Source organism: Peribacillus cavernae (assembly GCF_003989135.1).
GTDB lineage: Bacteria > Bacillota > Bacilli > Bacillales > DSM-1321 > Peribacillus > Peribacillus cavernae.
In genome coordinates this window covers 56,121-82,300 of record NZ_RYZZ01000014.1, presented here as the reverse complement: position 1 = coordinate 82,300, position 26,180 = coordinate 56,121, and the positions used below count along the sequence as shown (strand labels likewise).

The window sequence follows — 26,180 nt, the reverse complement described above, 5'->3', positions numbered from 1 at the left end:
ATTTCAACGTCAAGCAAATTTCTTGTTTAAATACATGTTCTGATTGCTAAAAGAAATTACATCCTCTAATCAACTTCGATTTAATAATGAATAATCCCTTCCCTTACTCAATTATATGGCCCGATTGCAGAGGATCAACTACTTATATAGATGTCCTTTCAGTAAAGTTACACATTCTCCAATTAACTCAACTTTTTCTCCTTTTATCTTTAGTTTTAATTCCCCCCCGCGCTTTGAATCTTGATATGCTGTAAATTCTTTTTTATTTAAGGGGTCACTCCAATATGAAGCTAATGCGCAGTGTGCAGAGCCAGTTACGTAGTCTTCGCTAATTCCTATTTTTGGAGCAAAATACCTTGATACAAAGTCATATTTATCTGATCCACGACTGGTAATAATTATACCCGGACCCTCTATTTCTTTAATTGCTTCCAAATTAGGCGTTACTTTATGAACCACGTCCTGATTTTCCAGTTCTAAAATGTACCGGTCTTCTGCCCAAGCAGCACCTTTTATAGGGAAATCAATAGCACGTTTTAATTTCTCAGTCACTTCTGTTTGGGTTGATCCTTTTATATTAAGTCTCAGAATTATTTGCTGTTTTGATAGCTCAGTTCGAAGGAGGCCTGATTGAGTATAAAAGTTAATTGTTGATTTGGATGAGGAAAAACCCTCACTCCACAGAATGTGAGCAGCCCCTAATGTACCATGCCCACATAAATCAATCTCTTTAGTGGGTGTGAACCATCTAAGCTGATAGCTATTTGCATCTTTTATTGTAATAAAAGTGGTGATGGGTTGATTGAGTTCGTTTGCTAAGGATTTCATCCACTCTTCTGATCTTTTCTCTCTCAAGAAAACGATTGCTGCAGGATTTCCTTTAAATTCTTCTTTAGTAAAAGCATTAATAAAATAAAATTGGCTATTCATGCGTCCCCCACCCCTAATGACTAAAAGATTCAATACCATCTAGACAACTCATATCCCAATCTTTTTCTAACTTTATTTCTGAAAGTACTTTCCCCCAAAAATCATCTTCTGGTGTTTTACGTTCGTTGTAAACTACTCCAATAGAATTTATGGTAAATATACCCATTATTATCACTCCCTTTATAGGAAAATAATAATACTTACTTTTTTGATGCACTATTACAAATTATTTAATAAAAGTAATAACTTTTCCTTATCTATTTATTTGCATCGCACTGTTGTAACATATCCAGTATTAAAAATCCCAATCTCCCAGTATCAGCAATGAGAAATTGGGATCTATTAATTCTACAATTGCGCCCTTTATTTAAAAATGAGCTATCACTCCTTACCTACCCTCTAGACAAGCGTAGTAGAAGTGCTAAAAGTAAGATAAAGATAGTAACATCTATTCCATTCATTTGGCGACAATGTACTAGTAATAGTAGTAATACGATTCAGTCGTTTTGGCAAAACGGCAGCCATTTTTCAGGAATACTTTCTGCATTTTTTCGTTCGCTTGACCGGTACTCCCTATATAGAATTGCGCCCCCATACGTTTTAACAATGTCAGGAAATCCTTGTGTATGTCCGCACTTTTTCCTTTTCCTCGCTCTTCGGACAGCAGCCCAAAGTAAAAAAGACGTCCCTCGTTATCTGTTCCAGGCTCAATATGTGGAATTGCTATCCCAAGCGGTCTGTTATTTTCAAATACAGCAGAGCATGATTTCCTCCAGGAAGTGGGAAGTTCTGATTTAACAGATTCCATGTGTTCATCCATCGACAGACTAGACTTTGCATTATCGGAGCCAGACATACATTTTTTCCAGAGATCCTTAAACATTGCTTCTGATAACACTGCTTCGTCTTCAAGACTATGCCATCTGTACTTTGTTCCTTCTGCAGCATAATCACTTAAACCCCTGCACATCACTACTTTGGAAGAAAAAAGGTTGAAATTTGATTGGATCAATAAATCTCTCAGTGCCTGATAATAACTTGAATCCTGATTGATTATAAAAGATATCCTTCTTACATTCATTTTTTTCCCCGCGTTAATGAATGTTTGTAAATGTTGTTTTACAACATTAAAACTTTCAGGATCTAACCCCATCTCTTCAAAGCTTAAATAATCAGGCAATCCATTTAGCAATCTAAAGCTTTTTTCCAATCTGCTTTGAATCGATTTTATACCATTCAAGAAGCTTTTCCTCCTTTTTTTATAATAATTATAACAATATGTAGCTAATCTCGGAGAAATTTCATGATACTACGGCCACAAAAAAGAACCAGTATTTTCTACTTTATAGTTTAAACAGCGGGAAAATCGGGAAGAACACCAACAAGAGGAAAAAGAAACAATAGTAAAGAGGAGGAATTAAAATGGAAACACAAACACAAGTGATGGTAGACACGGAGAAAAACAGCAAATTGTTAAAAGGGATCATTTTAGGAGGAATCATTGGCGGAGCTCTTACACTCCTCGATTCTTCAACGAGAAATAAAGTGAAAAACACAGCAGTGGATTTCAAGGATTCTTCTATGGATGTATTTTCCCAAGTAAAAGAGAACCCCGGCGAGATGAAAGAACAGATGGTGACACGTTTCAAGGATGCTTCCAACACGTTGAAGGAAGCTATCAATGAGGCACAACACCTCTATCAAATTGTAAATGATGATGTGTTCGGAAAAGTGAATGAAGTGAAGGGAATTTCATCTGATGCCTTAAGCACCGCAAAGGAAGCGACAGAAGAAATAAAGGAAATTGGCTCTAAAGTAGCCGATGCAGGCTCTAAGCTAACGGATTCCCCAACAACGACAGCTTCCGGTACAAGCCCTTCTTCTGAAATTAGATCGGTTAAAGTGAACACATCAGGCCGAAAATCATCCACTTATTAAAATGAGCACGCACCAACCATTGGAGGTTGGTGTGCTTTTTTTGTTTTATATCTTCTAAGCTGTCCGATTGGTGTACATGTTCGGGCTGATAAAAACATATTGTTATATTTTCTGTTTGTAACCTATTCAATGAAAACTACCTCCTTGAATGAATCATAGTTTCATTGTAATACTTTGGGATTTATTCAACAATTATTAATTGTAGAACTTCGTCACAACCAAAATAAAGCAGCCCGGGGGCTGCTCTTTCGATGACGGCATCATACAGATGTATTTTTTTCACTCGTTAATGGAGTTTTTTCTGCTTTATGCATCGCACTTCTGAGTGGAATCTCTTTCAGGAAAAAAGTAAGAAAAACAGCCAGGAGCATGATAAAGGTTACAAGCAGGAACACTCCGGATAAAGCATAGCTTAGTGCATCCTGCAGGTTATGAATGACCTTCTCGAATAACGGAAGGACTTCAGCAGGCAGAGAGGTTCTAAGCTGATTCAGCTTTTCATGGTCCAGCAAAAGCTGGGGATTTTGCAACGCTTGCATCTTACCAGCTAACTCCGGAGAAATGGCCATATTATTCGTATCGCTGCCCTGCGATAGTGTGCCTAGTTTATCCTTCATGCGCGTGTTTAATAGCGTTCCCATGATTGCTACCCCGACCGTGCCTCCGACAGAACGAAATAATTGCGAAGTAGCGGTGGCTACCCCGAGAAATTTCTGCTCCACGGCATTCTGAACGGTTAGGGTGAACACCGTCATGCCTGTACCCATTCCAAACCCTAAAAGGGCAAGAAATAAAATCAAGCTAAACTGGGATGTATCTACACTCATAGTAGATAGCAGATACAAGCCAAAGGCTGCGATACACAGGCCGATAATCGCCTGGATTTTGTACCTGCCTGTCTTGGAAATAATTTGTCCTCCAAGTACACTGGCAATGACCAGCCCTAATGTCATGGACATTGTCAGGAAGCTTGAATGTGTTGCAGAATATCCTAATACCCCTTGGACAAAGTAAGGAACATACATCGCTCCTCCAAACATTGAAACACCGATGACAAAACCAATTATATTAGAAATCGTAAAAACGCCATTTTTAAACAAGAATAACGGCAGGATCGGGCTAGTTGCCTTTCTTTCAATCAAAAGGGTGATAATCAGCGCGGCAATAGCACCCGCAAACAAACCAATTATCTGAAAAGATCCCCAGTCATATTTGGTTCCGGCCCATGAAAATCCTAACAAAGTCAGCGAAATTGTAAGGGTCAAGAAAAGGGATCCATAGTAATCGACCTTTTCGCCCGGTCGTTTCTCTACTTTAGGGAATAACTTCCAAATTAAAATCATGGCCACGATACCTACCGGAAGGAATACCCAGAATACCCATTTCCATTCGAGGTTATCGACGATATACCCGCCCAAAGCCGGCCCAAACACACTTGAAATACCAAAAACGGCACTCATCGCTCCCTGCCATTTGCCACGTTCTCTCGGTGCAAACAAATCCCCTACGGCGGTAAAGGCAGTCGACATAATCATCCCGGCGCCCAATCCCTGAATGCCGCGGTAAGTAATCAGCTGGAAAATATCTGTGGAAAGCCCTGACAGAAACGCGCCGATCGAGAAAATAATGATCCCGATAATTAAAAAAGGCTTCCGTCCGTATATATCCGACAACTTACCAACCAAAATCGTTGTAATAGCGCTGGTAAGCATGTAGATGGTAAAGACCCAGCTATAATAATCAAGGCCTCCCAATTCCGAGATGATCTTCGGCAGTGCATTCCCCACAATCGTTTGGTTAACTGCCGCAAAAAACATAGCAGCGATGATGGCAATCATAATCGCTACTTTTTCCTTATGACTTAAATGTTCCATGTAGCCATTCCCCTCTTACATTCTATAAATCTATAAATCTGAATACGTGTTATATTCACTTGAATAATGACATTGTGCAATCTATAAGAAGGCGCTATATTTTCCCGATTCATTAAGTAAATAACATTATAAATATTTGGCTTCCTTAAATACCATTGATTTACTATACTTTGATAACAGATAGCTGTCAATTGCAAAAAAAAGATATAATTTAGGAAATGTGTCAACTTATCCATCCTTCGCTAAGCAGCATTATATTAGTTGTAATTTGACTCTACTTTTGATAGTCTTTATCAAATTCTTTACAGCAATGGATTACCCAGAAGCAAGACACAAACCGCGATACCATTTCTATTTCTTGGGGGAAAGAGCATGTCATTTAAAATTATAGTAAATAAAATCAAATCAAACTTCTGGACAACACCAGCCTTATATGGAGCTTGTTCCTTTCTTTTGGCAATCTTAAGTATGATGTTTGATCGTTACCTTGCCGAACATACAAGTTTAATTAAGATCGTTCCTTCTGTCTTTCTTACAGATAAGGAATTGGCACATACAATTTTAAGTGCGATTTCTACTTCATTGCTAACGATGACGACGATCACATTTTCCTCTGTTTTAGTCGTTCAAACTACTTTTTTAGCGCAATTTTCTCCGAGAGCCTTGCAAAATTTCAATACAAATTCAAAAACACAACAAGTACTTGGAACATTTATTGGAGGATATATCTATTCACTTGTTCTGCTCATTCAAGTTAGGGACAATGAGTTGAGCAATATGTTCATAGTGCCGTCGTTTGCCATTTTGGTAGCTTTTATTTGTTTAGGCATGTTTGTGTTCTTGATACACCATATTATGGACTGGATAAAGGTTGGGAATCTGATATCAAATATTACTAAAGAGACACTTTCCTCTGTTAAAAAAAACAGAGTGGAGGATAAGAGGGTTGAGGCTTCCGAAGAACACAGAGACTTACATCTTGAAAAAATGAAATCCATTGAGATTAAAAGTAAAAAACGAGGATATGTCCAATATGTAGAACTATTAAAATTGGTTGAATTTGCAACAGAAACTAATATGATCATTAAATTAGAGAAGGCTCACGGTAATTACGTCGATGTAGATACGGCGCTTTTCACTGTTTGGAATAGTCCCGGGTCTTTAGATAAAAATCAATTTCTTCATTTTATTTCTATCACAGCGGATCAAGAATCGGTGCAAGATGTTGAATTTGGAATTCAGAAATTGGCCGAAATTGCCCTGAGAGCAATAGCACCAGGTAAAAACGATCCTGAAACCGCCATAAACTGTATTGAACAATTGGCCCAGATCTTAGCGAAGATTGGAATGAACCACTCCGCTAATCCATACTACTGTGATAGGCAAAACAACGTGCGGATCATTCTTAAAAAACCGACTTTCACTGACTATTTGTACGAGAGTTTTTATCAAATCCGTCATTATGGAAAAGCTGATGTGTCAGTGATGGCTTCCATCATTAAAGCCCTGACCCTGATCGCGGAAACCAATAAGAATGAAATAAAGGATCTTGTCTGGGATTTTTCAGACTATATTGTCGAAGGAATCAAGAACGAGCAATGGTTAGGAATGGATAAGAAATTTTTAAACAGCCATTTAAGTAAGCTTGCTAATGCCTGTAATCATAACAATCAGGTTCAACTATTACAATAGATTCACCAACTATTGGGTACTGTTTAAAGAAGCCAGGCATATTTACCGTGTTATCCAGTTCCAAAAACGACTTATATATTTACTCAATAAATGAAAGCTACCAAGAACAAAAGCGCAAGCGCCTAAAAGGAACGTCGACTAACATCCGCCACGTCCTGTGGCGAACGTCGACGTCAGCACATCCTGTGCAAGTCCGACAAGCATAAGACGAGCAGCTGTATGGGGAGCGATTTTCTCCCCATCAGATGATTGGCTTATGACCTCGAGGCCGACTAAGAACCGCCACGTCCTGTGGCAACGTCGGCACTAGCACGTCCTGTGCGTCGGGGCTAGGCGCTGGAGCTGGATGCAGATAACCTAGATTAAATTATCCACATAAAATAATTTTATAATCTCCTTAACAATAAAAAACACCTCTAGACCGAGTCTAGAGGTGTTTCACTTGTTTTATACCGCAGCCTTCTCTATTTTCGCAAGTCGCTCCGACACTTCATCTTCTGTCAGGCCGTATTCAAAAATATAACGGTTTCGCGGATCGACGCGGCACTCGTGGGAACAGGTGCGCATATATTTGTGTTCGTTTTCCTCTGAACAAAGGATTTTTTTGTTGCATTCAGGGTTGGCGCAGTTCACATATCGTTCACAAGGTTCCCCGCTAAAGAAATCGCGCCCGACAATGACATGTTCTTTCTGATTTACCGGAACAGCGATTCTTTCATCAAATACATATAATTGCCCATCCCATAGCTTGCCCTGTACCTCTAGGTCTTTACCATAAGTGACGATTCCGCCGTGAAGCTGGGAAACATCCTCGAAGCCTTCTTTTACAAGCCAGCCCGAGAATTTTTCACAACGGATGCCGCCTGTGCAATAGGTTAAGATTTTTTTTCCTTCGAGCTTGTCTTTGTTATCACGTACCCACGCGGGAAGATCGCGGAAGTTTTCAATCTCCGGCTTGATTGCCCCTTTGAAGTGGCCAAGGTCATATTCATAATCGTTTCTGGCATCAAGGATGATTGTATCCTCGTCCTGCATTTTTTCGAAGAATTCCTTAGGGCTTAAATGCTTTCCAGTTACCTCAAGCGGATTAACATCATCCTCCAGACGAAGGGTAACCAACTCTTTTCGGGCACGTACTTTCATTTTCTTGAAAGCATGTTCATCAGCTTCATCTATTTTAAAGACCATATCCGCAAAACGCGGGTCATTCCTCATGGCTTCGATATATTTATCTGTCTGTTCCACCGGGCCGGAAACTGTGCCATTGATCCCTTCCGCAGCGATAAGGATCCGCCCTTTCAACCCCAACTCATTGCAAAAAGCACGATGCTCATCTGCGAATTCCTCAGGACTTTCAATTGGAACATACTTGTAATACAGCAATACTCTGTATGGTTTATTTCCTGTCATTTCATTTTCCACCCATCGATTTATATTTGCAAGATATAAAGTATGTTTAGATGGTCTTAGCCTTACACTTTTCTCTTACAAGCAAATATTATAACAGATTTTACGATGGATTGTACACATAGTCAAAAGCTTTGATAGGGCAGACCTATTTCACACTGGCACAAAAACATTAAGATGTTGAGGCAACACCTTCACTTGAAACGGCAGCGGTTCTCCTTCATCCCCGTCAATATTGACTACGAGTTCCTCAGAAGCAGACACCCCGATCGAGGAAGAACAGATATATTCCACTTTATCATGCCGTTCGAGCTCTCCCTTTAGCAGCCTCGGAATGATCTTCATGATCTGCGGGAAAGAAATGTCTTTGATAATAAACGTGTGGATTTTGCCATCATTCACCTCTGCTTGAGGTGCGAGGGATTCAAAGCCGCCCACGGAATTGGTCAATGCCGACACCATCATGTAGGCCTGGCCGATCCATTTACCTCCGTCATGTTCCACCGTAAGATTAAAAGGTGTCTTATTTATGAAAGCTTTAATGCCCTCGATAAAATAAGCAAAGGAGCCGAGCATTGTCTTTTGTTCGGCTGAAACCGCATAAGAGGCTTCGGCAATCGCTCCCACTGCCAGCACATTCATAAAGTAACAGTCATTGATTTTTCCGATGTCCACCGGCACTGTATGCTTTTCGGATAGCAGTTCAAGCGCATTTTCAGGCTCTAAGGGTATTTTTAGAGCCCTTGCAAAGTCATTAACCGTTCCAAGCGGAATAATCCCGAGATCAGGACGATGGCTTTGTTCGGCAAGACCGTTGATTGTCTCACTGATTGTCCCGTCTCCGCCCATCGAAAAAACAGCATCAAATTGCTGTGCACAGGATTCGCGGGCAAATTCGGCCGCATCTCCTTCTTTAGCTGTTTCCCGAATCACTGTTTCATCATAGAGGCCTGATACAACTTTTTTCAATACTGGCAAAATCTCTAAACCCTTTTCCTTTCCGGAAGATGGGTTTAGGATAATCATGGCTTTTGTCATGGTAAAGTCCTCCATATCATTATAGAATATCCTACTATAGAAATTACCTCTTTACCTATTCTGTTAAACTGATGTTCCAACAAATAAACATTCATCCATATCATTGCTTCATTTTTTAAGGGTAAGGAAACGATGCTTTACGTATAATACGAAAAGAACAAGATGGAGATTGGAGCATTAAGAATTATGAAGGTCACAAATTTAACACTTGAACTTATCGTTGGATTTTTCTTGCTTTTTATTCTTGTTAAAATTGTTGGTAGAAAAATCATCAACCAAATAACGCCGTTTACTTTTATTGCTGGCATCGTATTGGGGGAACTACTTGGAAACGCCTTATACGACCACAATATCGGGGTAGCATACATTATCTATTCTATGTGCTTATGGGGGCTTTTACTGCTTCTTGTTGAATATCTTGGACAAAAATCTTTATTATTTCGGGGTATTTTTGAAGGGAAACCGGCTGCTCTCATTAAAAACGGAGTTGTTGACCGCGAAGAACTGAAAAAAAACCGGATGAATCTCAATCAGCTACAAAGCCTGCTTCGTCAAAGTGAAACCTTTTCGATTCGGGAAGTCGCCTTTTGTTATCTGGAGGCGAACGGTTCGATTAGCATTTTAAAGAAGACACAGTACCAAAAAACAACGTTGGAGGATTTCAAACTTTTGGGAAAACCTGTTTACGTTCCTGTTACTCTCATTCGTGATGGGGTAGTGTTATGGGATGAAGTTAAAGATCTGGGATTTGATGAATCTTGGTTAAAGATGCAACTTTTAACCCAAAGTGTTTCTGATTATAAAGCTGTTTTTATAGCTGAATGGTTAGAGGGAGACGGAATTTTTGTACAAATCTATCCAACATAATTGCGATAAACTAAAATTTTAAAATTTTTCTGACATTTATCTATACAATTTCTGATCTTGGGTATATACTGTATTATAACAACAAATAGAAAATAATTCTGTATTATAAGAGGAGGAATAAGAAATGCAAATGATTAGTCCAGTTGAGTTCTTTAGGAGCCTACCGCCGAAGAAATGTACAGAATGTGGGGAAAACATCGTTGAACAGGCAGAATCTTATTTAATGGAATGTGACCGCTGCTTATCGAAAAGAGATGAATAACACTTGAAGCTGGCCAGTGAAAAACTGGGCCAGCTTTTTGTTTTTATAGTGTTAAATGAAAGTTGAACTAGTATTCAACCCAGCCTTGATAATTTCGTTCCCGTTTTCAGGGAACGCTACTCTAAAGGGGGGATAAACATGGCGAGAAGAAATAGAATTCTTGTCCCTGAAGCGAGAGAGGGATTGGATAATTTAAAGGCTAAAGTGGCCAACACACAGAATTCCGATAACGCTAAATTTGAAGCTGCAGAAGAAGCAGGTGTTCCACTGGAAAAAGGGTATAACGGCCAGCTTACAGCCCGCCAAACCGGTAAAATCGGCGGCAGGTTAGGCGGCAGTATGGTACGCGAACTTGTCAAAATGGCTGAGGAAAGTTTGAACAAAAAACATTAAATTGTAAAAGCAACAACGGAAAAACACCTGAAGGAATCATATTATGATTCCTTCAGGTCTTTTCCTATGGGCAGTTCTACAGGAAACGTAAATTAACACTAACAATCATATTTGGTTGACGTCCAGATTTGATACAACTATGCTTGAGTTAGCTTAATTTTCGGAGGTTTAACATGCAAAGCTGGATTACAAATTTTATGGAGCAGTTTGGTTATTTAGGTGTTTTTTTAATGATTGCGTTGGAAAATGTGTTCCCCCCGATTCCATCTGAAGTCATTCTTCCCTTCGGGGGATTCATGACTACTTATACAGACTTGACGATACCGGGTGTCGTCGCCGCCGCAACCGTGGGTTCAGTACTCGGAGCAGTTGTCCTGTATGGAATTGGCCTTCTTCTTGATGTAGAGAAACTGGAGAAAATTGTCGAGCGTTGGGGACATATCCTTCGTGTCACTAAAGCAGACATTCATAGAGCAGATGCTTGGTTTGATAAATATGGGTATTGGACGGTCCTTTTCTGCCGGATGATTCCATTGGTTAGGAGCCTAATTTCGATTCCTGCCGGCATGTCTAATATGAAATTCTGGCTTTTTCTCCTTTTTACAACAATCGGAACCCTTATCTGGAATATTATCCTCATTACAGTGGGGGCTGCATTAGGAGAATCCTGGGAAGATATCACCCACTTTATCGGCATTTATTCGAATATCGCCTACGCTGTAATTGGAATGGGCATTGTCATTTTCGTTATTTTATTTATCCGCAAGAAAAGAAGAGCTTGAAGAAGGAAAGAGGTCAAACATGAAAGCACTGATCTTTAACACTTTTGGCGGTCCTGAAGTTCTGGAGTACACAGAATTGCCTGACCCCACTATTAAAAATGACGAAATATTGATAAGAATGAAGGCAATCGGGCTTAATTTTGCCGACGTATACAGAAGGAAAGGAAATTACCACCTTGCAGGAGAACCACCTTACATATTGGGCTATGAAGGTGCCGGAATTGTTGAACAAGTAGGTGATGATGTGACTGGCGTTAGAGCGGGAGACCGCATTGTGTTCACGGATGCCCCATTCGCCAACGCTGAGCTGGTCGCCGTTCCTGCCGAAAAAGCGATTCCATTGCCGGATAATATTTCTTTTGAAACTGCCGCATCTGTCTTACTGCAAGGATTAACCGCACATTATTTAACCCAGGACAGCTATCAAATAAAAGCAGCTGACTCTGTTCTGGTCCACGCAGCAGCTGGAGGGGTTGGACAACTCCTAGTTCAAATGGCAAAACTGCTTGGCGGACAGGTAATTGGTTTAACCTCCTCCAATGAAAAGGCTGACGCTGCCTATTCAGCTGGGGCAGACTATGTATTTCTGTATAAAGAACCTTGGTGTGAAAAAGTACGGGAAGTGACAAAGGGTCAGGGTGTGGACATCGTGTACGAGTCAGTCGGGTCTACGTTAGCAGAAAGTTTTGAGGCGACGAGAATTGGCGGTACGGTAGTATTTTTCGGTATGGCTGGAGGGGATCCCGCTCCGGTGGACCCGCGGATGCTCATGGATACTTCTAAAACACTAACCGGCGGAGACCTTTGGAATGTTTTGACCTCCCATTACGAAAGAACAGTCCGATCCAAGCAATTGTTTGACTGGATTACGGAAGGAAAGTTAAACATCGCCGATCCTTTCACTTTTTCTTTAAAAGACGGCGCCGACGCACACCGCTTGCTTGAAAGCCGAAAAAGCACCGGGAAGATATTGTTGCTTCCTTAAATAGAAAGCACAGGGTCAAATGTTCATTACTATCCTATGAAGGAAGGATAGCTGAATTAAGGAATAGACCCTGTGATTTTGCTTTTTTAAAGAAAAGTCTTTTCTAGGAACATTATCAATAATAATAAGGGTACGGCACAAAAAATGGAAACACAAAGTAATTATACGGATACCGGCGCCGGCGATAACGACGGTATCTTCTTCTGTATCCTCCGCCATACCCACCACCATATCCGCCAAATTGCCTCATGCCTTCGTCGGTGTCAGCATACATATCTTCACCAACTAGCATGGTCACCCCGTCATCGTCCATATCCTCAATAATTCCATCCACCTTAGAGCCATCACTCATATGTCCGATAACATGATAATTGATGTGCTGTCTGATTTTAATTTTCACATCTCTAAAATCCTGATTTTCTTGATCCCTGTAAGGTGCCTGAAATCCTTCAGGTCCAATATATGGATTATTCATCATGATCCCTCCTCGTCTTCCACACCCATATTATGCAATTCATTCATAATGGTTACATTACCTAGATAACTTTTATTTCAAAATTTATAGGTTATTTTTTACACCAAAATTATGTAAGAAATCTAAACTGACTCTTAGGACTAGAAGAGGGCTCAGATGAGCTAGGGAGGAAAAATTCAGGAATATATTCAATAGAATCAGACACGATATTCATGGAGGCCTATAAAAAGTGATTAGGGGTCAGCTTAATGAAATCAATCATTAATATTACTAACTACGGGCAGCCAATAATTCCTCAATGATTTCTGCAGGCTCTTTTGTGTTAACAAGCTGATGGTATTCTGCAATTCGATTCTGATTAGTACGAAGTTGTTGGTTGTCATTAAAAAATGAATATATTTCATCCTCTAACGATTTGTCGTCCTCTTCCCAACCTTTCAAATGACTAATAACCCCTAGTCTTTCAAGCGTTTGCATATTGATTTCTTCTTGTCCCGGTAGTGCATGATATAGAAAAATAGGTTTTCTTTTGAAAAGACACTCACTTATTGTAACCCCGCCCGGTTTAGTGACAATTGCATCTACGTGATCATAAAGCTCATTCATTTGTTCTTTGCACGTAATATAATGTAAAGGTGTTATATTGTTATTCCCCAGTTTAAGTATCCTGTCATATAACTTCTTATTTGTGCCGCATAATACATAATAATGAAATTCACTATTATAATTTATTTTTTTTACTAACTTTTCTATTAAACCTGCACCAAGATTTCCTCCTGCTATTAAGATCTTCAATGTAGAAGAAGCTTCCCGTTCCATTAAGGGTTCTTTTTGTTTGTTAATTTTATTATGAATCGGGACTCCTGTAACAAAAATCTGTTCTTCTTTTACCCCTTTCAGCTGCAAAAAATCTTTCATTTCTTGAGATGAAACAAAATGATAGTCAATATGCTCAATTCCCCAAAGCTGATGAATAAAATAATCAGTATACACATTAATAACCGGTATTGTTAACTCCTTTTTTTCTTTCAAACAATTAAGCATATAGGATGGTAGGGCATGTGTGCATACAATCAAAGTGGGGGTTTTTTGCTTCAATAATTTTTTGATGAATGGTAAGAAAAGTAATTCGAAAATTCTATAGTGTTTTTGCTTATTTACATTTTTATAAACTGTATTACTGTAAATTAAACTGTATAAACCCGGAAACGAATGGATCCATTTAAGATAAACGTTTGATACAATGGATTCTGCTTTTCCATAGCTATAGGACAGAATATCCACACTTTCACAGATGATATTTGGTTGGCTTTTTTGTATTCCTTCCAATAATGCTCTTGCAACCTGATGATGGCCTGATGGGATTTGTAAGAATGGTAAAAACAAAATCGTCTTATTAGCAGAACGCTGTTTCATGGCATTTCTCCATATCGGTATAGTTTCTTTTATTTTCTTTGTTCTTCTTTTATCTATTCATAATAGATGATGGTAAAAGGGCCCATGACATTAGTCCCATCAATTACCGTAAGAATAAGGAGGTTTTTCATGTATAATTGTATTGGGAGGAGTGATAAAAATTGATGTTCTTACTTTTTACAGCTTTACTTATTGTCCTTTTTTATCTTATAAATAGAGCATACAAGAATACAAAGGATATCGTAATCAATCGAATTTCAATAAACCAATCTCACCACGGAAATACATCCGTTTTAAATATATTGCAACTTTCCGATATGCATCTTGAAAATATCTCCATTACGCCTGATGAACTTCATGACAAATTAAAAAATGAAGAGATTGATTTAATCGCTCTTACAGGTGATTTCCTCGACAGAAAACGAACAATTCCTAAGCTAATTCCCTATTTGAAGGTTCTAAATAAACTAAATATAAAATATGGCATTTATGCTGTGTTCGGGAACCATGATTATGTTTTACGTAACGATGACCTATATCAGTTAAAGGATGAACTGGAAAAATACGGATGTGTTGTTTTACAAAATAAGAACAAAGTAATATCAGTTGATGGAAAAACAGTAAATATCATCGGTATTGATGACTACAGTACAGGAAGAAGTGATTTGGGGGCTTCATATTCAAATATTGAAAATGGGACCAATCTAGTGATAACCCATGATCCTAATGTCGTCCTTGATATGACAAATTATCAATTTGATTATTTGATGGCAGGGCATTTCCATGGCGGCCAGATTTGCTATCCTAAAGCGTACCATCTTGTCAAGATGGGAAAACTTATAAAAATGAACATGATTAAAGGAATGCATATCCAAGACGGAAAACCTTTTTATATAAATGAGGGATTGGGCCAGACAGGAGTTAATATTCGGATTGGAAGCCGTCCTGAAATTACTTTGCACCAGTTATCATTGCCACCTGCTGCCAATCATGAATCATCTTTACCTGCAATCTAAGACTGTTAACGATTATGTTAACAGTCTTTTTAATATCCAAAGCACTTGTTTAGTGGAGGTGCTTGATAAATGATGGTTTATGTTTTGTACAGTTTGGTTAGCTTTTCCTTAGACATAAATAAATAACTTGGGGCTGGATGTTTGAAAATGCTACTCCAAGGTTTTGGTGAAGATAGGATATTTATCGACAAAAAAGTAAGCCATTTAAGGTTTCTATAAACCGGAGTGGATATATCCACAACCTCAAACCCCAGACGGTCACATACTTTGTTTAAAACCGTGATTCCAATAATTCCTTTAATATCATTGGAGCTTTTATGGTTGCGTACGTACTCTTCAATTCCCGGTAACGAACTTTGAACACTTCGATAAATAATCTTTGCTCTTTTCACTTCACTTTTTATATGTTTTAGTTCATGTAATAATCGGGCATTATGCAAATGAATTTTTACCAAAGTATCGTTTTTTTTAATCTGAATTTCATCAGAAAGTATAACATCTTGTCCTTTATAGCAAGTAAGACGTACCCTAAAAATACTTTTGCTGAATTCCTTCTCTGGAAGATAATTAAGCCGTGTACACCTAAAATATAAAGGATCTAGTATATTCCATACTGACAAAAGATATCCTTTCATATTTCAGCTCCCTTATTTTTTAGTTGAATTAATCTAAAACTATTCTGTGTTGCTTTAATGGTCAACAGGTTTTATTTTAACCCCTGCATATTTTCTTATGTTGGTGGATTATTGCCTTTTAAGCGGTTCCATTCTTTAGCAGTAAGTTTAGCTTTAACGGCCAACACATCCAAGACATATAAAAAAATAGAGCGGGTATAATACAAGTATTCCATATTTAGGAGGATGATCATGAAGGCAGTAACAATTCAAGGAGCTAAAGATATCCAAGTGAAACAGGTAGTAGATCCAACTCTTGAACAGAAGGATGACATTATTGTCCGTATTACTTCAACAGCCATTTGTGGGTCTGACCTTCATATCTATCAAGGGGCATTACCTTCCCACCCGGATTACGTGATCGGCCATGAACCAATGGGTATTGTGGAGGAAGTAGGACCGGAAGTTACAAAGGTAAAAAAGGAGACAGAGTAGTCCTGCCGTTTAATGTTTCTTGCGGTGAGTGCTATTACTGTCAGCATGATTTGGAAAGCCAATGTGACAACTCCAACCCAAATAAGGAAATAGATTCGGGCGGATATTTTGGTTTTACCGAACGATACGGCAACTATCCGGGCGGACAAGCAGAATTTATGAGGGTTCCCTATGGCAATTTCATGCCATTCGTGATTCCTGAGTCATGCGAACTTGAAGATGAGGCATTGCTGTTTATGTCAGATGTATTGCCGACAGCATATTGGAGTGTGGAAAACTCAGGCATGAAGCCCGGGGATACAGTGACGGTACTTGGCTGCGGCCCTGTTGGTTTAATGGCGCAAAAGTTTGCCTGGATGAAAGGGGCAAAACGCGTTATTGCGATCGATAATCTTCCATACAGGCTAAACCATGCCAAAAAGATGAACAATGTTGAAATTTATAACTTTGATGAATATGATGACACAGGCGCTTATATAAAAGAAATTACCGAAGGCGGAGCGGATGTCGTCATTGATTGCGTCGGTATGGACGGTAAAAAGTCTGCAATTGAAGCGATTGAGCAAAAGCTGAAGCTGCAGGGTGGAACATTGAGCGCGATCCAAATCGCTCTTAAAGCAGTCAGGAAGTTTGGCACGATTCAGCTAACAGGAGTCTACGGCTCCATGTACAACATGTTCCCGCTTGGCAATATCTTTGAAAGAAACGTAACGCTTAAAATGGGACAGGCACCGGTCATCCATTATATGCCGATGCTGTTTGATAAAATCACAAAAGGCGAGTTCGACCCGACTGAAATCATTACCCATAAAGTGCCGATGGACATGGCAAGTGACGCCTATAAAGTATTTAACGACCATGCAGATGACGTCATTAAGGTTATTTTAAAGCCGTAACACGACATTTAATCAAACGTTTGATTAAATTATTTAGACTAGGATTTATCGAGGATTACCCCAGTTTTGAGGGTAATCTTTTTTTGAAATTCAAATAAAGTTTCGTTTTGTTAATTCGCCATTCTTAACTTGAAACTCCCAGGACCTTGAGGGCTCTCCAATCAATTCACAAGCATCAGTTATATACAAAGCGCAATCGTCTTCCAAAGCAATCGCGTTTTCATTTCCTTTGCTTTTTTGCAAAAGTAAATGAAAAGCCCTTGCTCTATCTTCCTGATTATAATGTGGACAAAAAGTTTTGTTGATAATATTCCAGCCTGGACTTTCAATGTAACCTTCCCCTTGATAATTGGAACGAATTCCACTTTTAAACCAACAGATTGCACCGGCACTGATACCTGCAATTAACGTTTCTTTTTTTAGAGCTGATATTAACTTTTGATCTAATTTGTATTTCTCACACTTTTCCAGCATTTCTATTCGCCTAGTAAATGTTTCAAGATATGCAAAATCAAGATCAAGAAGCTTTTGCAAACTATTCATATGATATTACTCCCAGTAGTTATTTTTAAAAACTAAAGCAATTGTTAGTTACTTACTAGCAGAAATGAAATATACCATTGTCCAAGACGTACCTGATGATCCGCACTTTTCGAATCTAAGCTTGTTATAAAGCTGTACAGCATGAATATTGTTTGGGTCCACGCTTAAAGAAATTGATTTATAACCATCATCCGATGCTTTTTCAATGATTTTTCTCATAAGAAGGGTACCTGCTCCCATCCCTCTCGCCTCTTTTAGCACAGCAATCCCTAACTCCGGTGTGTTAGTATCAATATATCCATATCCTTTGTTATTTTCATCAAACAATCGATACCATACCGCGCCTACAGGGTGGTTATCTTCATTTAAAGCTATTAAAGCCCTATCTCCGATTCTTCCCCAACCCTCATTATACTTTTTGAGATGAGGGAGATTTAACAATTCCTTTTTAGAGGGTTTATTCTCTGGAATATAAATAGATTCAAACATCATGTCCATTAGAAAATCAGTTTCACTTACTTCTAAACATCTTACATCTAACAAAACGGTTCACACCCTTTATGTCTTTATATGGTTAACCTTCTGTTTGTACCACTCATCTAACTCCATCATTCTAAATTCTTCTTCAACATCTATTCTGAGCGGTGAAATTAATTCCAAAGAGTTGCCATCAGGATCATGAAAATAAATAGCTGCGTGAGCTTGAGGGTTATTTGGAAGCACAAGTGGTTGGCGTTCCGACGAAAATCCGAATGACTCTCTTACGGAGATGCCCCTATCCTTCAGCCACGATTTAGCTCTTTTGATGTCTTCAAGATCCACTCGAAATGCCACATGCCTGATCGACGGATGATAAGGGATTTGCACTTGTTCAGATTCCCATAAACCAAGCCAACTTCTTTCTTTTTCAATCCAAAAGAAGGTAACCTTTTCGCCTTTATATGCCAACTCCAAGCCTAATCTTTGATAAAACTCAACTGAATTCTCCATATTACTTACTGGTAAGTGAGCTTCGTATAATCCTTTTATCATAAAATGATCCCCCTGCCGATTTGATATCCTTATTTTAACATCAAGGCAGCCCCAGCACACCTCAGAAAATATAATGAGATGTTCTACAGCGTTAGACCTATGTAACTTCAAGTCTTAAAAATAATTTTTCGAAACATAAGAGAGAGGCGCATGAATTACTTATGCGCCTCTCTCTCCATGACATCATCGGGGTATCTAATGTAATTACAATGGTCCTATAGCCTGCGGTTTCCGCTCTTTTCACCATGCTTGCAGCAATTTCCCGATCACTGCGTATTCCCATACTTCATCCTCTTGCTTTTGCAAAAAGATACTTTTTACCAGTCTATCCCACTTTTCTTGGATAATCTATTTCACATTTAGGTCACTAGACGTATTGGAAGCTTGATCTGCAGTGCTCGTGTGTTCCTTTCGCATTGCAAATAGCAAGATGCTGGGAACTAAAAGCGAAGCACTTAAAAAGAACAAGGAAAAATTCACATTTCCCGTCGCATCTTGAATCATACCTATCCCATAAGGTCCAACAAATCCACTCAAATTGCCAATCGAGTTGATAAAGGCGATCCCTACTGCTGCGGCAGACGTGCTCAGGAACTGCGTCGACAAAGACCAAAAAGGTCCATAGAAGCTATACATGCCACCTACTGCCACTGCCATCATTGTAATAGATACTAGAGGGTCGGATGTCAGTCCCGAGCCAAACAATCCCAAAGAACCGACAATCAGCGGAATTGCTGCATGCAAACGCCTCTCTTCTAAACGGTCTGAGCGACGGGACCAGATATTCATGGCAATCGCACCAGCTATATAAGGAATCATTGTGAGTAATCCCACCTGTGTATTTGTTAATACATCAGAAAGGGATTTAATGATCTGCGGCAGCCAGAACCCGATTCCATACAGGCCTATGTTGAAAGTGAAATAGATGAGAGCCAAATACCACACTCTCGGATTGGTCAAGGCCTTCTTAATTCCATGATTGTTTGGATTTGTTTTGTCCTTTATCTCCCTTTCCCTTTTCAACTCTGAAATAAGCCAATTCTTCTCTTCAGTTGTTAGCCACTTCGCATTTTCCGGACGGTCTGTTAAATAGAAAAACGTTACAATCCCTAAAATAATAGCCGGTACCCCTTCAATAACGAACATCCAACGCCAGCCAGCCATTCCCATCCAATTGATATTGTCCATAATCCATGTCGAAAGCGGAGCCCCGATAATATAAGAAACTGCGATGGCTGTCATAAACATGGCGATTGTTTTAGCCCGTTCTTTGGCTTTAAACCAATAAGTAAGATACAAAATTATTCCCGGGAAAAATCCAGCTTCTAATGCACCCAGTAGAAATCTTGCTATATACAGATGTGTGGCATTCCCTACAAAACTTGTTATAACAACAACGATTCCCCAACTAATGAGAATTCGGGCAATCCACTTTCGGGCCCCAAAACGTTCCAGCATAAGATTGCTTGGTACTTCAAATAAAAAATAGCTGATGAAAAAAATACCGGAAGCAATCCCAAACATTTGACTCGTTAGCCCCAGTGCATCATTCATGTCCAATGCCGCATAACCTAAATTTGCCCTGTCCAGGAACGCAACAACATAGAGTAGCATAATAAAAGGGACAATTCTCCTGGTAACCTTTTTTGTCGTTCGTCTTTCCAAAGAATCTGTACCGTTGTTCATTCTGATTCCCCCTCAATTGAAATAATAGAAAACGTTTTAAACTGATGATGAAATAAATACATCTCAATTTATTTATAACCAGGACTCTGCACATAGAAATAGAGCGGCTATTAACGAAATGTAAAGGTTTACATTTTTTGCGATCAAAAATTCCTTTACATTCATTAGCTGGTCGCTATTTTAGTGTTTAGCCCGCAGCTAACAAGAGAAGCACAACATGATGATTAGCTTACGTGTTATTAGTTAGTACTCTTACAGGAAAATTTGTATTACAAATTTTCTCCTATATATTGTGTAATTTGCTACTTTTGTTTATTATAAAGGTGAAACTAACCAACTGTAAATCATATTTTCTTAAAATAAAACATATTCAATCACATATTTGTTATACAAATTATTTGGGAAAATACAGAAATCGTTTTCACAATTATCCGTAATAATATGAATATAGAGTAAAGGGAGACAGAACATGCCCCAAAAAGAAAAAGTTTCACAAACCATATCCCGCGAATTACTACAATTAATTGAATCGGGAAAGTTTCCCCCGGGGTCGAAATTACCAACAGAAATGGAGTTGACGGCTCAATTTGGCGTAAGCAGAGTACCTATACGCGAGGCATTAAGTATGTTGCGGGCAGCGGGTGTCATTTCTTCTCGTCAAGGAGGAGGAAGTTATGTAGAAGAAGCAACAAATTCAACATTATTGCAGCGCATTCGAATTGAAAGTGATGATGTGGAGAGTATTAAGTATTTATTTGAAATGAGAAAGATCTTGGAGCCTGAAGCTGCCTATTTAGCAGCGCTCAGACGTACATCTGAACAGCTTGAACAAATGAAGCAAATAGTGAAGAAAATGGAAGATGAATCTATTGATAAGGGCAACAGTGCAATGGAGGCCGATATAGAGTTCCATCGCTCAGTCATTTTGGCTACACAGAATCCGATTATGATTCAAACATTGGAAAACCTATCCTCCCTTTATGAAAGAACATTAAAGATCACCCTTCGTCCTAACGCAGAATTAGTTCAAAAGCGCAGGGCCGTTTACAATGAACACCATAATATCTTACTGGCAATAGAAGTGGAAGAACCAGAGTTAGCTAAAATCCAATGCTTGATTCATTTAAAAAACGCAGAAAAAAAATTAAGCCTGTTCTTAAAAGATTACACCATTTAATTTAACAAAGAGGGGGAGAATGAAATGAAGATGATGACATCGAATCATATTGATGAAATCAAAAAGATCGTCAAAAGCGGCAGAGTTCTAACAGATGAAAGTGACCGTTTCAGCTATTCATTTGACGGTTCTTTCGGTACATTTTTACCAGATGCGGTCATTCAAACAAAAAGTACAGAAGAATTGGCCCAACTAGTGAAACTTGCCAACCGCGAACAGATTCCTGTCTATCCCCGCGGCCAGTCCACTTCCTTGAGCGGGGGTCCACTTCCCGTCAAGGGCGGCATGGTGTTCGACCTGTCCGTTATGGACGATTTGCTTGAAATTCATGGAGAAGATCTAGTTGCTGTTGTCTCTCCAGGTATATTAACCGCTAATATCCATAAAGCTGCCGAACAAAAAGGTTTAATGTACCCTCCTGATCCAAGCAGTTCACATGTCTCTACCATTGGCGGGAATATGGCAGAGAACTCAGGAGGGCCCAGGGGACTAAAATACGGAGTAACAAAAGATTATGTTATTGGTTTGGAGGTTATCACGCCCGAGGGGGAAATCATCAAGACTGGAGGCAGTACAGTGAAAAATGTAACCGGTTACGACTTAACAAAACTCATTGTTGGATCAGAAGGTACGCTGGGCATCATCACAAAAGCAGTGCTGCGTCTTATTCCAAAACCCCAGGGCTCCGAGACGATTATGGCGGTATTTAATAGTCTCATTGATGCTGGAAGTGCCATTTCTAAAATTTTATCCTCCGGTATTTTGCCTTCCAAAATGGAACTGATGGATAAGGCCTCCATTGCGGCGGTTGAAAATTACGAGCCATTAGGACTGCCTCTGAATGCAGAAGCGATTATTCTAATAGAACTGGATGGACATCCTTTAGCTTTGAAGGATGAGGTCAAACAAGCAGCTGACCTGTGCGATTCGGTTGGAGCCCGGGAAATTCGCATCCCACAAAATGCAGAGGAGCGAGCAGAAATTTGGAAAGCCCGTAAGTTGGTATCTCCAGCAATCGCACGGATAAAACCAACGAAAATTTCTGAAGACGCTACTGTGCCACGAAGCAAAATCCCGCAAATGTGCATGAGATTGCAGGAAATTCGTGACAAGTACGATGTTCACCTCGTGGTATTTGGACATGCGGGTGATGGCAATCTTCATCCGAACATCATATGTGACAAAAGCGATAAGGAAGAAATGCGCCGCGTCGAACAGGCCGTTGCTGAAATCTTTACAGCAGCCATTGAACTTGGTGGAACCCTTTCCGGTGAGCATGGCATCGGGTTGATGAAAGCCCCGTTTATGGAAATGGAGTTAGGAGCGATTGGCCTCGATATGATGAAGCGGATAAAAGAATCTTGGGATCCAAACAACATCATGAATCCAGGAAAAATTTTTCCGGAACCCGGACAAAAATTGGAGTTGAGTTAACATGAAACAATCTCTTGAACAATTAAGGGAAGAATTCCGATATGAAAAAACAAACAGCTGTGTTCAATGCGGATACTGTTTGCCCGTCTGTCCGACATATATTACGATGGGAAAAGAAACCCATTCTCCACGCGGTCGAATTAATCTTGTAAAAATGGTTGGTGAAGGAAAGATTACCGATTTATCGGTATTAGAAGAGCCATTGGATCTTTGCCTTGGTTGCCGGGCTTGCGAAACAGCTTGTCCAACCGGAGTAGAATATGGTTCTATACTTGAAGCGGCCCGGGCGGCACTTGTCAGACGCAAGAAATTTTCCGCTCCGGTTCGACTGCTGCGAAAAGCAATGTTTCAAAAAGTATTTCCAAACAGAAAAATCATGAAATTCACCGGCAATGCGTTTTGGCTCTATGAAAAAAGCGGGCTTCAAAAGGCAGGACGCACATCAGGTGCCATGAAGAGGTTACCTAATCACCTCGGTGATTTCGAAGCGATCATGCCTCAGGCTGTTTCACCTGCAGAACGCAAAAAAACCCCTAATAGAGTAAAAGCAAAGGGAGAAAAGAAGTATACCGTAGCTTTTTTTACAGGATGTATAATGGATGCAATGTTTCAACGTATCAACCGATTGTCTGTACAGCTGCTTGCAGAAGCGGGTTGTGAAGTTATTGTAGTACCGAAACAGACGTGCTGTGGCGCGTTGCATTCTCATTCTGGTGAAATGGAAGAAACCAAACGTCTTGCCAAACAAAACATCACTGCATTTGAACAAGCGGGCGTAGACTTCATAGTTAATAATGCAGGAGGATGCGGTGCTATGCTGTATGAATACGGCCATCTGCTTGAAGATGATAAAGAATGGGCTGATAGAGCAGCCGCGTTCTCTGCAAAGTCAAGAGACATCAGTCAGGTGCTTGTCTCCTGTGGCGGTCTGTCTAATTTACACACATATCCCGGGGAACTAGTAACCTATCAACGTTCGTGTCACATGACCAATGTTCAAAAGGTTACCAGTGAACCACTGGACCTTCTAAACAGTGTATCAGGAATTAGGTTTATAGAGATGGAACAGGCGGACATGTGCTGCGGCTCAGCGGGAATCTATAATATTATCAATTATGATGCATCCATGGATATTCTCGATAGGAAAATGAAGGATACGAAAGCGACCGGAGCATCCGTCATTATTACGACCAACCCGGGATGCCTGCTGCAGATGAAACTTGGTATTGAACGCGAAAAGCTCTCCGAATCTGTACGTGCCATGCATCTAATCGAGTATTTGGCAGAGGCAGCCGGAATTTCATAAAACAAACAACGTACTATGAACTGAGCTTCATTTTTGTTGGATCATAGTTCCTGAAATAAACACCTCTGAGTCAACATGAATCAGAGGTGGTTTTTTTCTCTCAAGAAAATCTAACTAGTTTCTTCAGATGACTTTTTCCTTATAAACCAATCGAAACCGTTCACATACTACGAGCATTTTCCGGTCGAAATTTGTATTTATCTCTTGCAACTCTTTTTTAAAAAAAGCAAAGGATCCGTCTCCCCATCTCTTGTAATCTTAAAATCCATAGTCATGCTGGCATTGCCAACTTTCCCCACACGGCACCAAATATTCAACCAATCGTTTAGATAGGCCGGGCTTTTATATTCCAGCGTCGTTTTCGCCAGGACAAAATCAAACTCTCTGTTCTCTGCCAGTTCAGCCATGTCCAGCTGCAAACCTTCCAGGAAATATTCCGTGACCGCGACATCTAAATCGGTTAAATAATGAGCATTAAAGACAATTTTTTGCCCATCAATTTCTGAATAACGCTTTAAGACGATGTGAAAATCGATAGCCTTCAACCATTTTTATGGCTCCTCCTTCCGCATCGAGTTAATAGCCACTTATATAGAAAAACAGATGACAAAATTAAAAGTGACAACAAAATGATAAAAGTGACGACAAAACTAGAAAAAGAAACGCCAAAACAGAAAAACAGACGACGAAACGACAAAAGTGACGACAAAACTTTAACCGAAATCGAAACCTGTTATTTCCACTTATATTGATCATATCTATAAATTAATCTCATATTCAGCTTTTTTGGCGATAGCTTAGTAACAGAAAAAAAGACCTTTTTTTTACTAGACTACTGACTTATAATCCAATTGTATTCCAGCATTTATAGAGTCCTTCATCACCTGTTGTAAAGTCCTTTCATATTATTGAGAAAACCAAAGAATACTCAATATTGTCCTTAAAATGGTTGATTTATAACGTTTATAACAATTTCTCACCAAACAGGGAGCCCATCAAAGCAACTGCTGCAAGAGCGGTTTTATTTCTCTCATCCAGGATTGGATTTACTTCAACGAATTCAGCTGAAGTAATCATTTTGGTTTCCGCGAGCATTTCCATGGCCAGGTGGCTTTCCCGGTAGCTGATGCCTCCCAAAACAGGTGTTCCGACTCCAGGCGCATCAGTAGGATCAAGACCGTCCAAATCTAAGGAAAGATGGACACTATCTGTTCTTGCTTTAAGGTATTCAATGGTTTCTTCTATCACTTTAGCCATGCCCAAACGATCAATTTCGTGCATTGTGTAGACTTTAATTCCTTTTTCTTTTATTAACTTTCTTTCTCCCACGTCCAGTGAACGGGCACCAATGATCACTAGATTTTCCGGTTTGATCTTTGGAGAATAGCCACCAATTTGGGTTAAAACAGGATGTCCTATTCCCAGGCTTGCAGCTAATGGCATTCCATGGATATTTCCTGATGGAGAAGTTTCCGCAGTGTTCAAGTCCCCGTGAGCGTCGTACCAGATCACTCCAAGATTCTCATAATGCCTGGCTACTCCGGCTAAAGTTCCGATAGCAATACTATGGTCTCCTCCAAACACTAAAGGAAAAGATTCATCTTCAATTACTTTATCGACTACCTTAGCAAGAATCTCGCTTTTCTCAGCTACTAATTCCAAATTGCGCATTTTTGTATCCGGGTCAATGACCACTTCAGGCCTGCCAATTTGGATATCCCCTCGATCATGTATCTCAAGATTCAGGCCTTGCAGTCTTTCCACAATTCCTGCATAGCGGATTGCACTGGGCCCCATATCGACGCCGCGCCGCATTTGGCCTAAGTCCATAGGCATTCCAATAATTGTAATACTTTTATTCATATTATGGTCCCTCTTTTCCTAATTGTGTAAAAAAAATTATATGAAACTAGTTCGGATTA

General features: G+C 39.6%; 26 protein-coding genes and 2 pseudogenes. 12 read left to right on the top strand and 16 right to left on the bottom strand.

Annotation, left to right across the window (positions count from 1 at the left end; genetic code table 11):
• Positions 1 to 138: 138 nt before the first annotated feature.
• From ELQ35_RS11450 to ELQ35_RS11445, 3 genes are all read right to left on the bottom strand, one after another.
• Positions 139 to 930 (bottom strand): PhzF family phenazine biosynthesis protein, encoded by a 792-nt coding sequence (locus ELQ35_RS11450; protein ID WP_185861740.1) that lies wholly within the window; start codon positions 928 to 930, stop codon positions 139 to 141.
• Between the two features lie 13 nt (positions 931 to 943).
• Positions 944 to 1,096, bottom strand: a complete 153-nt coding sequence (locus tag ELQ35_RS22605) for a hypothetical protein (RefSeq protein ID WP_185861739.1) — start codon at positions 1,094 to 1,096, stop codon at positions 944 to 946.
• Between the two features lie 309 nt (positions 1,097 to 1,405).
• The gene (locus ELQ35_RS11445) at positions 1,406 to 2,170 is read right to left on the bottom strand and encodes a GNAT family N-acetyltransferase (protein ID WP_126864957.1); all 765 of its coding nucleotides are present in this window, start codon (positions 2,168 to 2,170) and stop codon (positions 1,406 to 1,408) included.
• Between the two features lie 182 nt (positions 2,171 to 2,352).
• Here ELQ35_RS11445 and ELQ35_RS11440 point away from each other — a divergent pair, with 182 nt between their 5' ends.
• Complete coding sequence (locus tag ELQ35_RS11440) at positions 2,353 to 2,868, top strand: hypothetical protein (protein ID WP_185861738.1); 516 nt, start codon at positions 2,353 to 2,355, stop codon at positions 2,866 to 2,868.
• Positions 2,869 to 3,128: 260 nt separating this feature from the next.
• Here the strand turns inward: ELQ35_RS11440 and ELQ35_RS11435 are convergent, their stop codons facing one another.
• Positions 3,129 to 4,742, bottom strand: coding sequence for an MDR family MFS transporter (locus ELQ35_RS11435; RefSeq protein ID WP_126864956.1), 1,614 nt, complete (start codon positions 4,740 to 4,742; stop codon positions 3,129 to 3,131).
• A 372-nt stretch (positions 4,743 to 5,114) separates the two neighbouring features.
• On the opposite strand from ELQ35_RS11435, the gene ELQ35_RS11430 reads away from it, so the two are divergent.
• The gene (locus tag ELQ35_RS11430) at positions 5,115 to 6,434 is read left to right on the top strand and encodes a DUF2254 domain-containing protein (protein WP_126864955.1); all 1,320 of its coding nucleotides are present in this window, start codon (positions 5,115 to 5,117) and stop codon (positions 6,432 to 6,434) included.
• Positions 6,435 to 6,881: 447 nt separating this feature from the next.
• Here the strand turns inward: ELQ35_RS11430 and trhO are convergent, their stop codons facing one another.
• Positions 6,882 to 7,844, bottom strand: coding sequence for an oxygen-dependent tRNA uridine(34) hydroxylase TrhO (trhO, locus tag ELQ35_RS11425; RefSeq protein WP_126864954.1), 963 nt, complete (start codon positions 7,842 to 7,844; stop codon positions 6,882 to 6,884).
• Between the two features lie 150 nt (positions 7,845 to 7,994).
• Positions 7,995 to 8,879, bottom strand: a complete 885-nt coding sequence (locus tag ELQ35_RS11420; RefSeq protein WP_126864953.1) for a diacylglycerol/lipid kinase family protein — start codon at positions 8,877 to 8,879, stop codon at positions 7,995 to 7,997.
• Between the two features lie 186 nt (positions 8,880 to 9,065).
• Between ELQ35_RS11420 and ELQ35_RS11415 the strand changes: the two genes are divergently transcribed.
• From ELQ35_RS11415 to ELQ35_RS11395, 5 genes are all read left to right on the top strand, one after another.
• Positions 9,066 to 9,746 (top strand): DUF421 domain-containing protein, encoded by a 681-nt coding sequence (locus ELQ35_RS11415; RefSeq protein ID WP_126864952.1) that lies wholly within the window; start codon positions 9,066 to 9,068, stop codon positions 9,744 to 9,746.
• Between the two features lie 124 nt (positions 9,747 to 9,870).
• Positions 9,871 to 10,008 carry a protein YhfH gene (gene yhfH, locus ELQ35_RS11410; RefSeq protein WP_126864951.1) on the top strand — a complete coding sequence of 46 codons (138 nt, stop codon included), beginning with the start codon at positions 9,871 to 9,873 and terminating at the stop codon, positions 10,006 to 10,008.
• Between the two features lie 138 nt (positions 10,009 to 10,146).
• On the top strand, positions 10,147 to 10,401 hold the full coding sequence (locus ELQ35_RS11405) for an alpha/beta-type small acid-soluble spore protein (RefSeq protein WP_126864950.1): 255 nt from the start codon (positions 10,147 to 10,149) through the stop codon (positions 10,399 to 10,401).
• A 173-nt stretch (positions 10,402 to 10,574) separates the two neighbouring features.
• Positions 10,575 to 11,183: a DedA family protein gene (locus tag ELQ35_RS11400; RefSeq protein WP_126864949.1), complete on the top strand. Its 609-nt coding sequence runs from the start codon at positions 10,575 to 10,577 to the stop codon at positions 11,181 to 11,183.
• A gap of 19 nt (positions 11,184 to 11,202) precedes the next feature.
• Positions 11,203 to 12,168 (top strand): quinone oxidoreductase family protein, encoded by a 966-nt coding sequence (locus tag ELQ35_RS11395; protein ID WP_126864948.1) that lies wholly within the window; start codon positions 11,203 to 11,205, stop codon positions 12,166 to 12,168.
• A gap of 115 nt (positions 12,169 to 12,283) precedes the next feature.
• On the opposite strand, the gene ELQ35_RS11390 is transcribed toward ELQ35_RS11395, so the two are convergent.
• Positions 12,284 to 12,643 carry a hypothetical protein gene (locus ELQ35_RS11390; protein ID WP_126864947.1) on the bottom strand — a complete coding sequence of 120 codons (360 nt, stop codon included), beginning with the start codon at positions 12,641 to 12,643 and terminating at the stop codon, positions 12,284 to 12,286.
• Positions 12,644 to 12,913: 270 nt separating this feature from the next.
• Positions 12,914 to 14,059 carry an MGDG synthase family glycosyltransferase gene (locus ELQ35_RS11385; RefSeq protein ID WP_126864946.1) on the bottom strand — a complete coding sequence of 382 codons (1,146 nt, stop codon included), beginning with the start codon at positions 14,057 to 14,059 and terminating at the stop codon, positions 12,914 to 12,916.
• A gap of 164 nt (positions 14,060 to 14,223) precedes the next feature.
• On the opposite strand from ELQ35_RS11385, the gene ELQ35_RS11380 reads away from it, so the two are divergent.
• Positions 14,224 to 15,075: a metallophosphoesterase gene (locus ELQ35_RS11380; RefSeq protein ID WP_185861741.1), complete on the top strand. Its 852-nt coding sequence runs from the start codon at positions 14,224 to 14,226 to the stop codon at positions 15,073 to 15,075.
• A 77-nt stretch (positions 15,076 to 15,152) separates the two neighbouring features.
• On the opposite strand, the gene ELQ35_RS11375 is transcribed toward ELQ35_RS11380, so the two are convergent.
• Positions 15,153 to 15,710 carry a YkoP family protein gene (locus ELQ35_RS11375; protein ID WP_126864944.1) on the bottom strand — a complete coding sequence of 186 codons (558 nt, stop codon included), beginning with the start codon at positions 15,708 to 15,710 and terminating at the stop codon, positions 15,153 to 15,155.
• A gap of 231 nt (positions 15,711 to 15,941) precedes the next feature.
• On the opposite strand from ELQ35_RS11375, the pseudogene ELQ35_RS11370 reads away from it, so the two are divergent.
• Positions 15,942 to 17,080: pseudogene (locus ELQ35_RS11370) on the top strand (zinc-dependent alcohol dehydrogenase).
• A 90-nt stretch (positions 17,081 to 17,170) separates the two neighbouring features.
• Here ELQ35_RS11370 and ELQ35_RS11365 read toward each other — a convergent pair.
• From ELQ35_RS11365 to ELQ35_RS11345, 5 genes and pseudogenes are all read right to left on the bottom strand, one after another.
• Positions 17,171 to 17,560, bottom strand: a pseudogene (locus ELQ35_RS11365) (Type 1 glutamine amidotransferase-like domain-containing protein); the annotation flags it as partial.
• Between the two features lie 111 nt (positions 17,561 to 17,671).
• Positions 17,672 to 18,166, bottom strand: coding sequence for a GNAT family N-acetyltransferase (locus tag ELQ35_RS11360; protein ID WP_126864942.1), 495 nt, complete (start codon positions 18,164 to 18,166; stop codon positions 17,672 to 17,674).
• A 15-nt stretch (positions 18,167 to 18,181) separates the two neighbouring features.
• A complete protein-coding gene (locus ELQ35_RS11355; protein ID WP_126864941.1) occupies positions 18,182 to 18,655 on the bottom strand; it encodes a VOC family protein in 474 nt (157 codons plus the stop codon).
• A gap of 97 nt (positions 18,656 to 18,752) precedes the next feature.
• Positions 18,753 to 18,938 carry an alpha-hydroxy-acid oxidizing protein gene (locus ELQ35_RS11350; RefSeq protein ID WP_126864940.1) on the bottom strand — a complete coding sequence of 62 codons (186 nt, stop codon included), beginning with the start codon at positions 18,936 to 18,938 and terminating at the stop codon, positions 18,753 to 18,755.
• Between the two features lie 65 nt (positions 18,939 to 19,003).
• Positions 19,004 to 20,341 (bottom strand): MFS transporter, encoded by a 1,338-nt coding sequence (locus ELQ35_RS11345; RefSeq protein ID WP_126864939.1) that lies wholly within the window; start codon positions 20,339 to 20,341, stop codon positions 19,004 to 19,006.
• A gap of 469 nt (positions 20,342 to 20,810) precedes the next feature.
• Here ELQ35_RS11345 and ELQ35_RS11340 point away from each other — a divergent pair, with 469 nt between their 5' ends.
• From ELQ35_RS11340 to ELQ35_RS11330, 3 genes are read left to right on the top strand one after another with little or no spacing between them, the layout of a single operon-like run.
• Positions 20,811 to 21,518, top strand: a complete 708-nt coding sequence (locus tag ELQ35_RS11340) for a FadR/GntR family transcriptional regulator (RefSeq protein WP_126864938.1) — start codon at positions 20,811 to 20,813, stop codon at positions 21,516 to 21,518.
• Between the two features lie 30 nt (positions 21,519 to 21,548).
• Positions 21,549 to 22,952 (top strand): FAD-binding oxidoreductase, encoded by a 1,404-nt coding sequence (locus ELQ35_RS11335; RefSeq protein ID WP_126864963.1) that lies wholly within the window; start codon positions 21,549 to 21,551, stop codon positions 22,950 to 22,952.
• A gap of 1 nt (position 22,953) precedes the next feature.
• A complete protein-coding gene (locus ELQ35_RS11330) occupies positions 22,954 to 24,258 on the top strand; it encodes a (Fe-S)-binding protein (RefSeq protein ID WP_126864937.1) in 1,305 nt (434 codons plus the stop codon).
• A gap of 197 nt (positions 24,259 to 24,455) precedes the next feature.
• Here ELQ35_RS11330 and ELQ35_RS11325 read toward each other — a convergent pair whose 3' ends face one another.
• Complete coding sequence (locus tag ELQ35_RS11325; protein ID WP_126864936.1) at positions 24,456 to 24,803, bottom strand: acyl-CoA thioesterase; 348 nt, start codon at positions 24,801 to 24,803, stop codon at positions 24,456 to 24,458.
• 418 nt (positions 24,804 to 25,221) lie between these two features.
• Positions 25,222 to 26,121 (bottom strand): arginase, encoded by a 900-nt coding sequence (gene rocF / locus ELQ35_RS11320; RefSeq protein ID WP_126864935.1) that lies wholly within the window; start codon positions 26,119 to 26,121, stop codon positions 25,222 to 25,224.
• Positions 26,122 to 26,180 lie beyond the last annotated feature (59 nt).

What these genes read in the sequence shown, in the direction of transcription:
- ELQ35_RS11395 (WP_126864948.1), top strand. Translation starts at nt 11,203, where the DNA reads ATGAAAGCACTGATCTTTAACACTTTTGGCGGTCCTGAAGTTCTGGAG.
- trhO (WP_126864954.1), bottom strand. Translation starts at nt 7,844, where the DNA reads ATGACAGGAAATAAACCATACAGAGTATTGCTGTATTACAAGTATGTT.
- ELQ35_RS11440 (WP_185861738.1), top strand. Translation starts at nt 2,353, where the DNA reads ATGGAAACACAAACACAAGTGATGGTAGACACGGAGAAAAACAGCAAA.
- ELQ35_RS11350 (WP_126864940.1), bottom strand. Translation starts at nt 18,938, where the DNA reads ATGGGAATACGCAGTGATCGGGAAATTGCTGCAAGCATGGTGAAAAGA.
- yhfH (WP_126864951.1), top strand. Translation starts at nt 9,871, where the DNA reads ATGCAAATGATTAGTCCAGTTGAGTTCTTTAGGAGCCTACCGCCGAAG.
- ELQ35_RS11385 (WP_126864946.1), bottom strand. Translation starts at nt 14,059, where the DNA reads ATGAAACAGCGTTCTGCTAATAAGACGATTTTGTTTTTACCATTCTTA.
- ELQ35_RS11390 (WP_126864947.1), bottom strand. Translation starts at nt 12,643, where the DNA reads ATGAATAATCCATATATTGGACCTGAAGGATTTCAGGCACCTTACAGG.
- ELQ35_RS11405 (WP_126864950.1), top strand. Translation starts at nt 10,147, where the DNA reads ATGGCGAGAAGAAATAGAATTCTTGTCCCTGAAGCGAGAGAGGGATTG.
- ELQ35_RS11335 (WP_126864963.1), top strand. Translation starts at nt 21,549, where the DNA reads ATGATGACATCGAATCATATTGATGAAATCAAAAAGATCGTCAAAAGC.
- ELQ35_RS22605 (WP_185861739.1), bottom strand. Translation starts at nt 1,096, where the DNA reads ATGGGTATATTTACCATAAATTCTATTGGAGTAGTTTACAACGAACGT.
- ELQ35_RS11400 (WP_126864949.1), top strand. Translation starts at nt 10,575, where the DNA reads ATGCAAAGCTGGATTACAAATTTTATGGAGCAGTTTGGTTATTTAGGT.
- rocF (WP_126864935.1), bottom strand. Translation starts at nt 26,121, where the DNA reads ATGAATAAAAGTATTACAATTATTGGAATGCCTATGGACTTAGGCCAA.
- ELQ35_RS11435 (WP_126864956.1), bottom strand. Translation starts at nt 4,742, where the DNA reads ATGGAACATTTAAGTCATAAGGAAAAAGTAGCGATTATGATTGCCATC.
- ELQ35_RS11330 (WP_126864937.1), top strand. Translation starts at nt 22,954, where the DNA reads ATGAAACAATCTCTTGAACAATTAAGGGAAGAATTCCGATATGAAAAA.
- ELQ35_RS11430 (WP_126864955.1), top strand. Translation starts at nt 5,115, where the DNA reads ATGTCATTTAAAATTATAGTAAATAAAATCAAATCAAACTTCTGGACA.
- ELQ35_RS11375 (WP_126864944.1), bottom strand. Translation starts at nt 15,710, where the DNA reads ATGAAAGGATATCTTTTGTCAGTATGGAATATACTAGATCCTTTATAT.
- ELQ35_RS11340 (WP_126864938.1), top strand. Translation starts at nt 20,811, where the DNA reads ATGCCCCAAAAAGAAAAAGTTTCACAAACCATATCCCGCGAATTACTA.
- ELQ35_RS11380 (WP_185861741.1), top strand. Translation starts at nt 14,224, where the DNA reads ATGTTCTTACTTTTTACAGCTTTACTTATTGTCCTTTTTTATCTTATA.
- ELQ35_RS11415 (WP_126864952.1), top strand. Translation starts at nt 9,066, where the DNA reads ATGAAGGTCACAAATTTAACACTTGAACTTATCGTTGGATTTTTCTTG.
- ELQ35_RS11420 (WP_126864953.1), bottom strand. Translation starts at nt 8,879, where the DNA reads ATGACAAAAGCCATGATTATCCTAAACCCATCTTCCGGAAAGGAAAAG.
- ELQ35_RS11355 (WP_126864941.1), bottom strand. Translation starts at nt 18,655, where the DNA reads ATGATAAAAGGATTATACGAAGCTCACTTACCAGTAAGTAATATGGAG.
- ELQ35_RS11345 (WP_126864939.1), bottom strand. Translation starts at nt 20,341, where the DNA reads ATGAACAACGGTACAGATTCTTTGGAAAGACGAACGACAAAAAAGGTT.
- ELQ35_RS11450 (WP_185861740.1), bottom strand. Translation starts at nt 930, where the DNA reads ATGAATAGCCAATTTTATTTTATTAATGCTTTTACTAAAGAAGAATTT.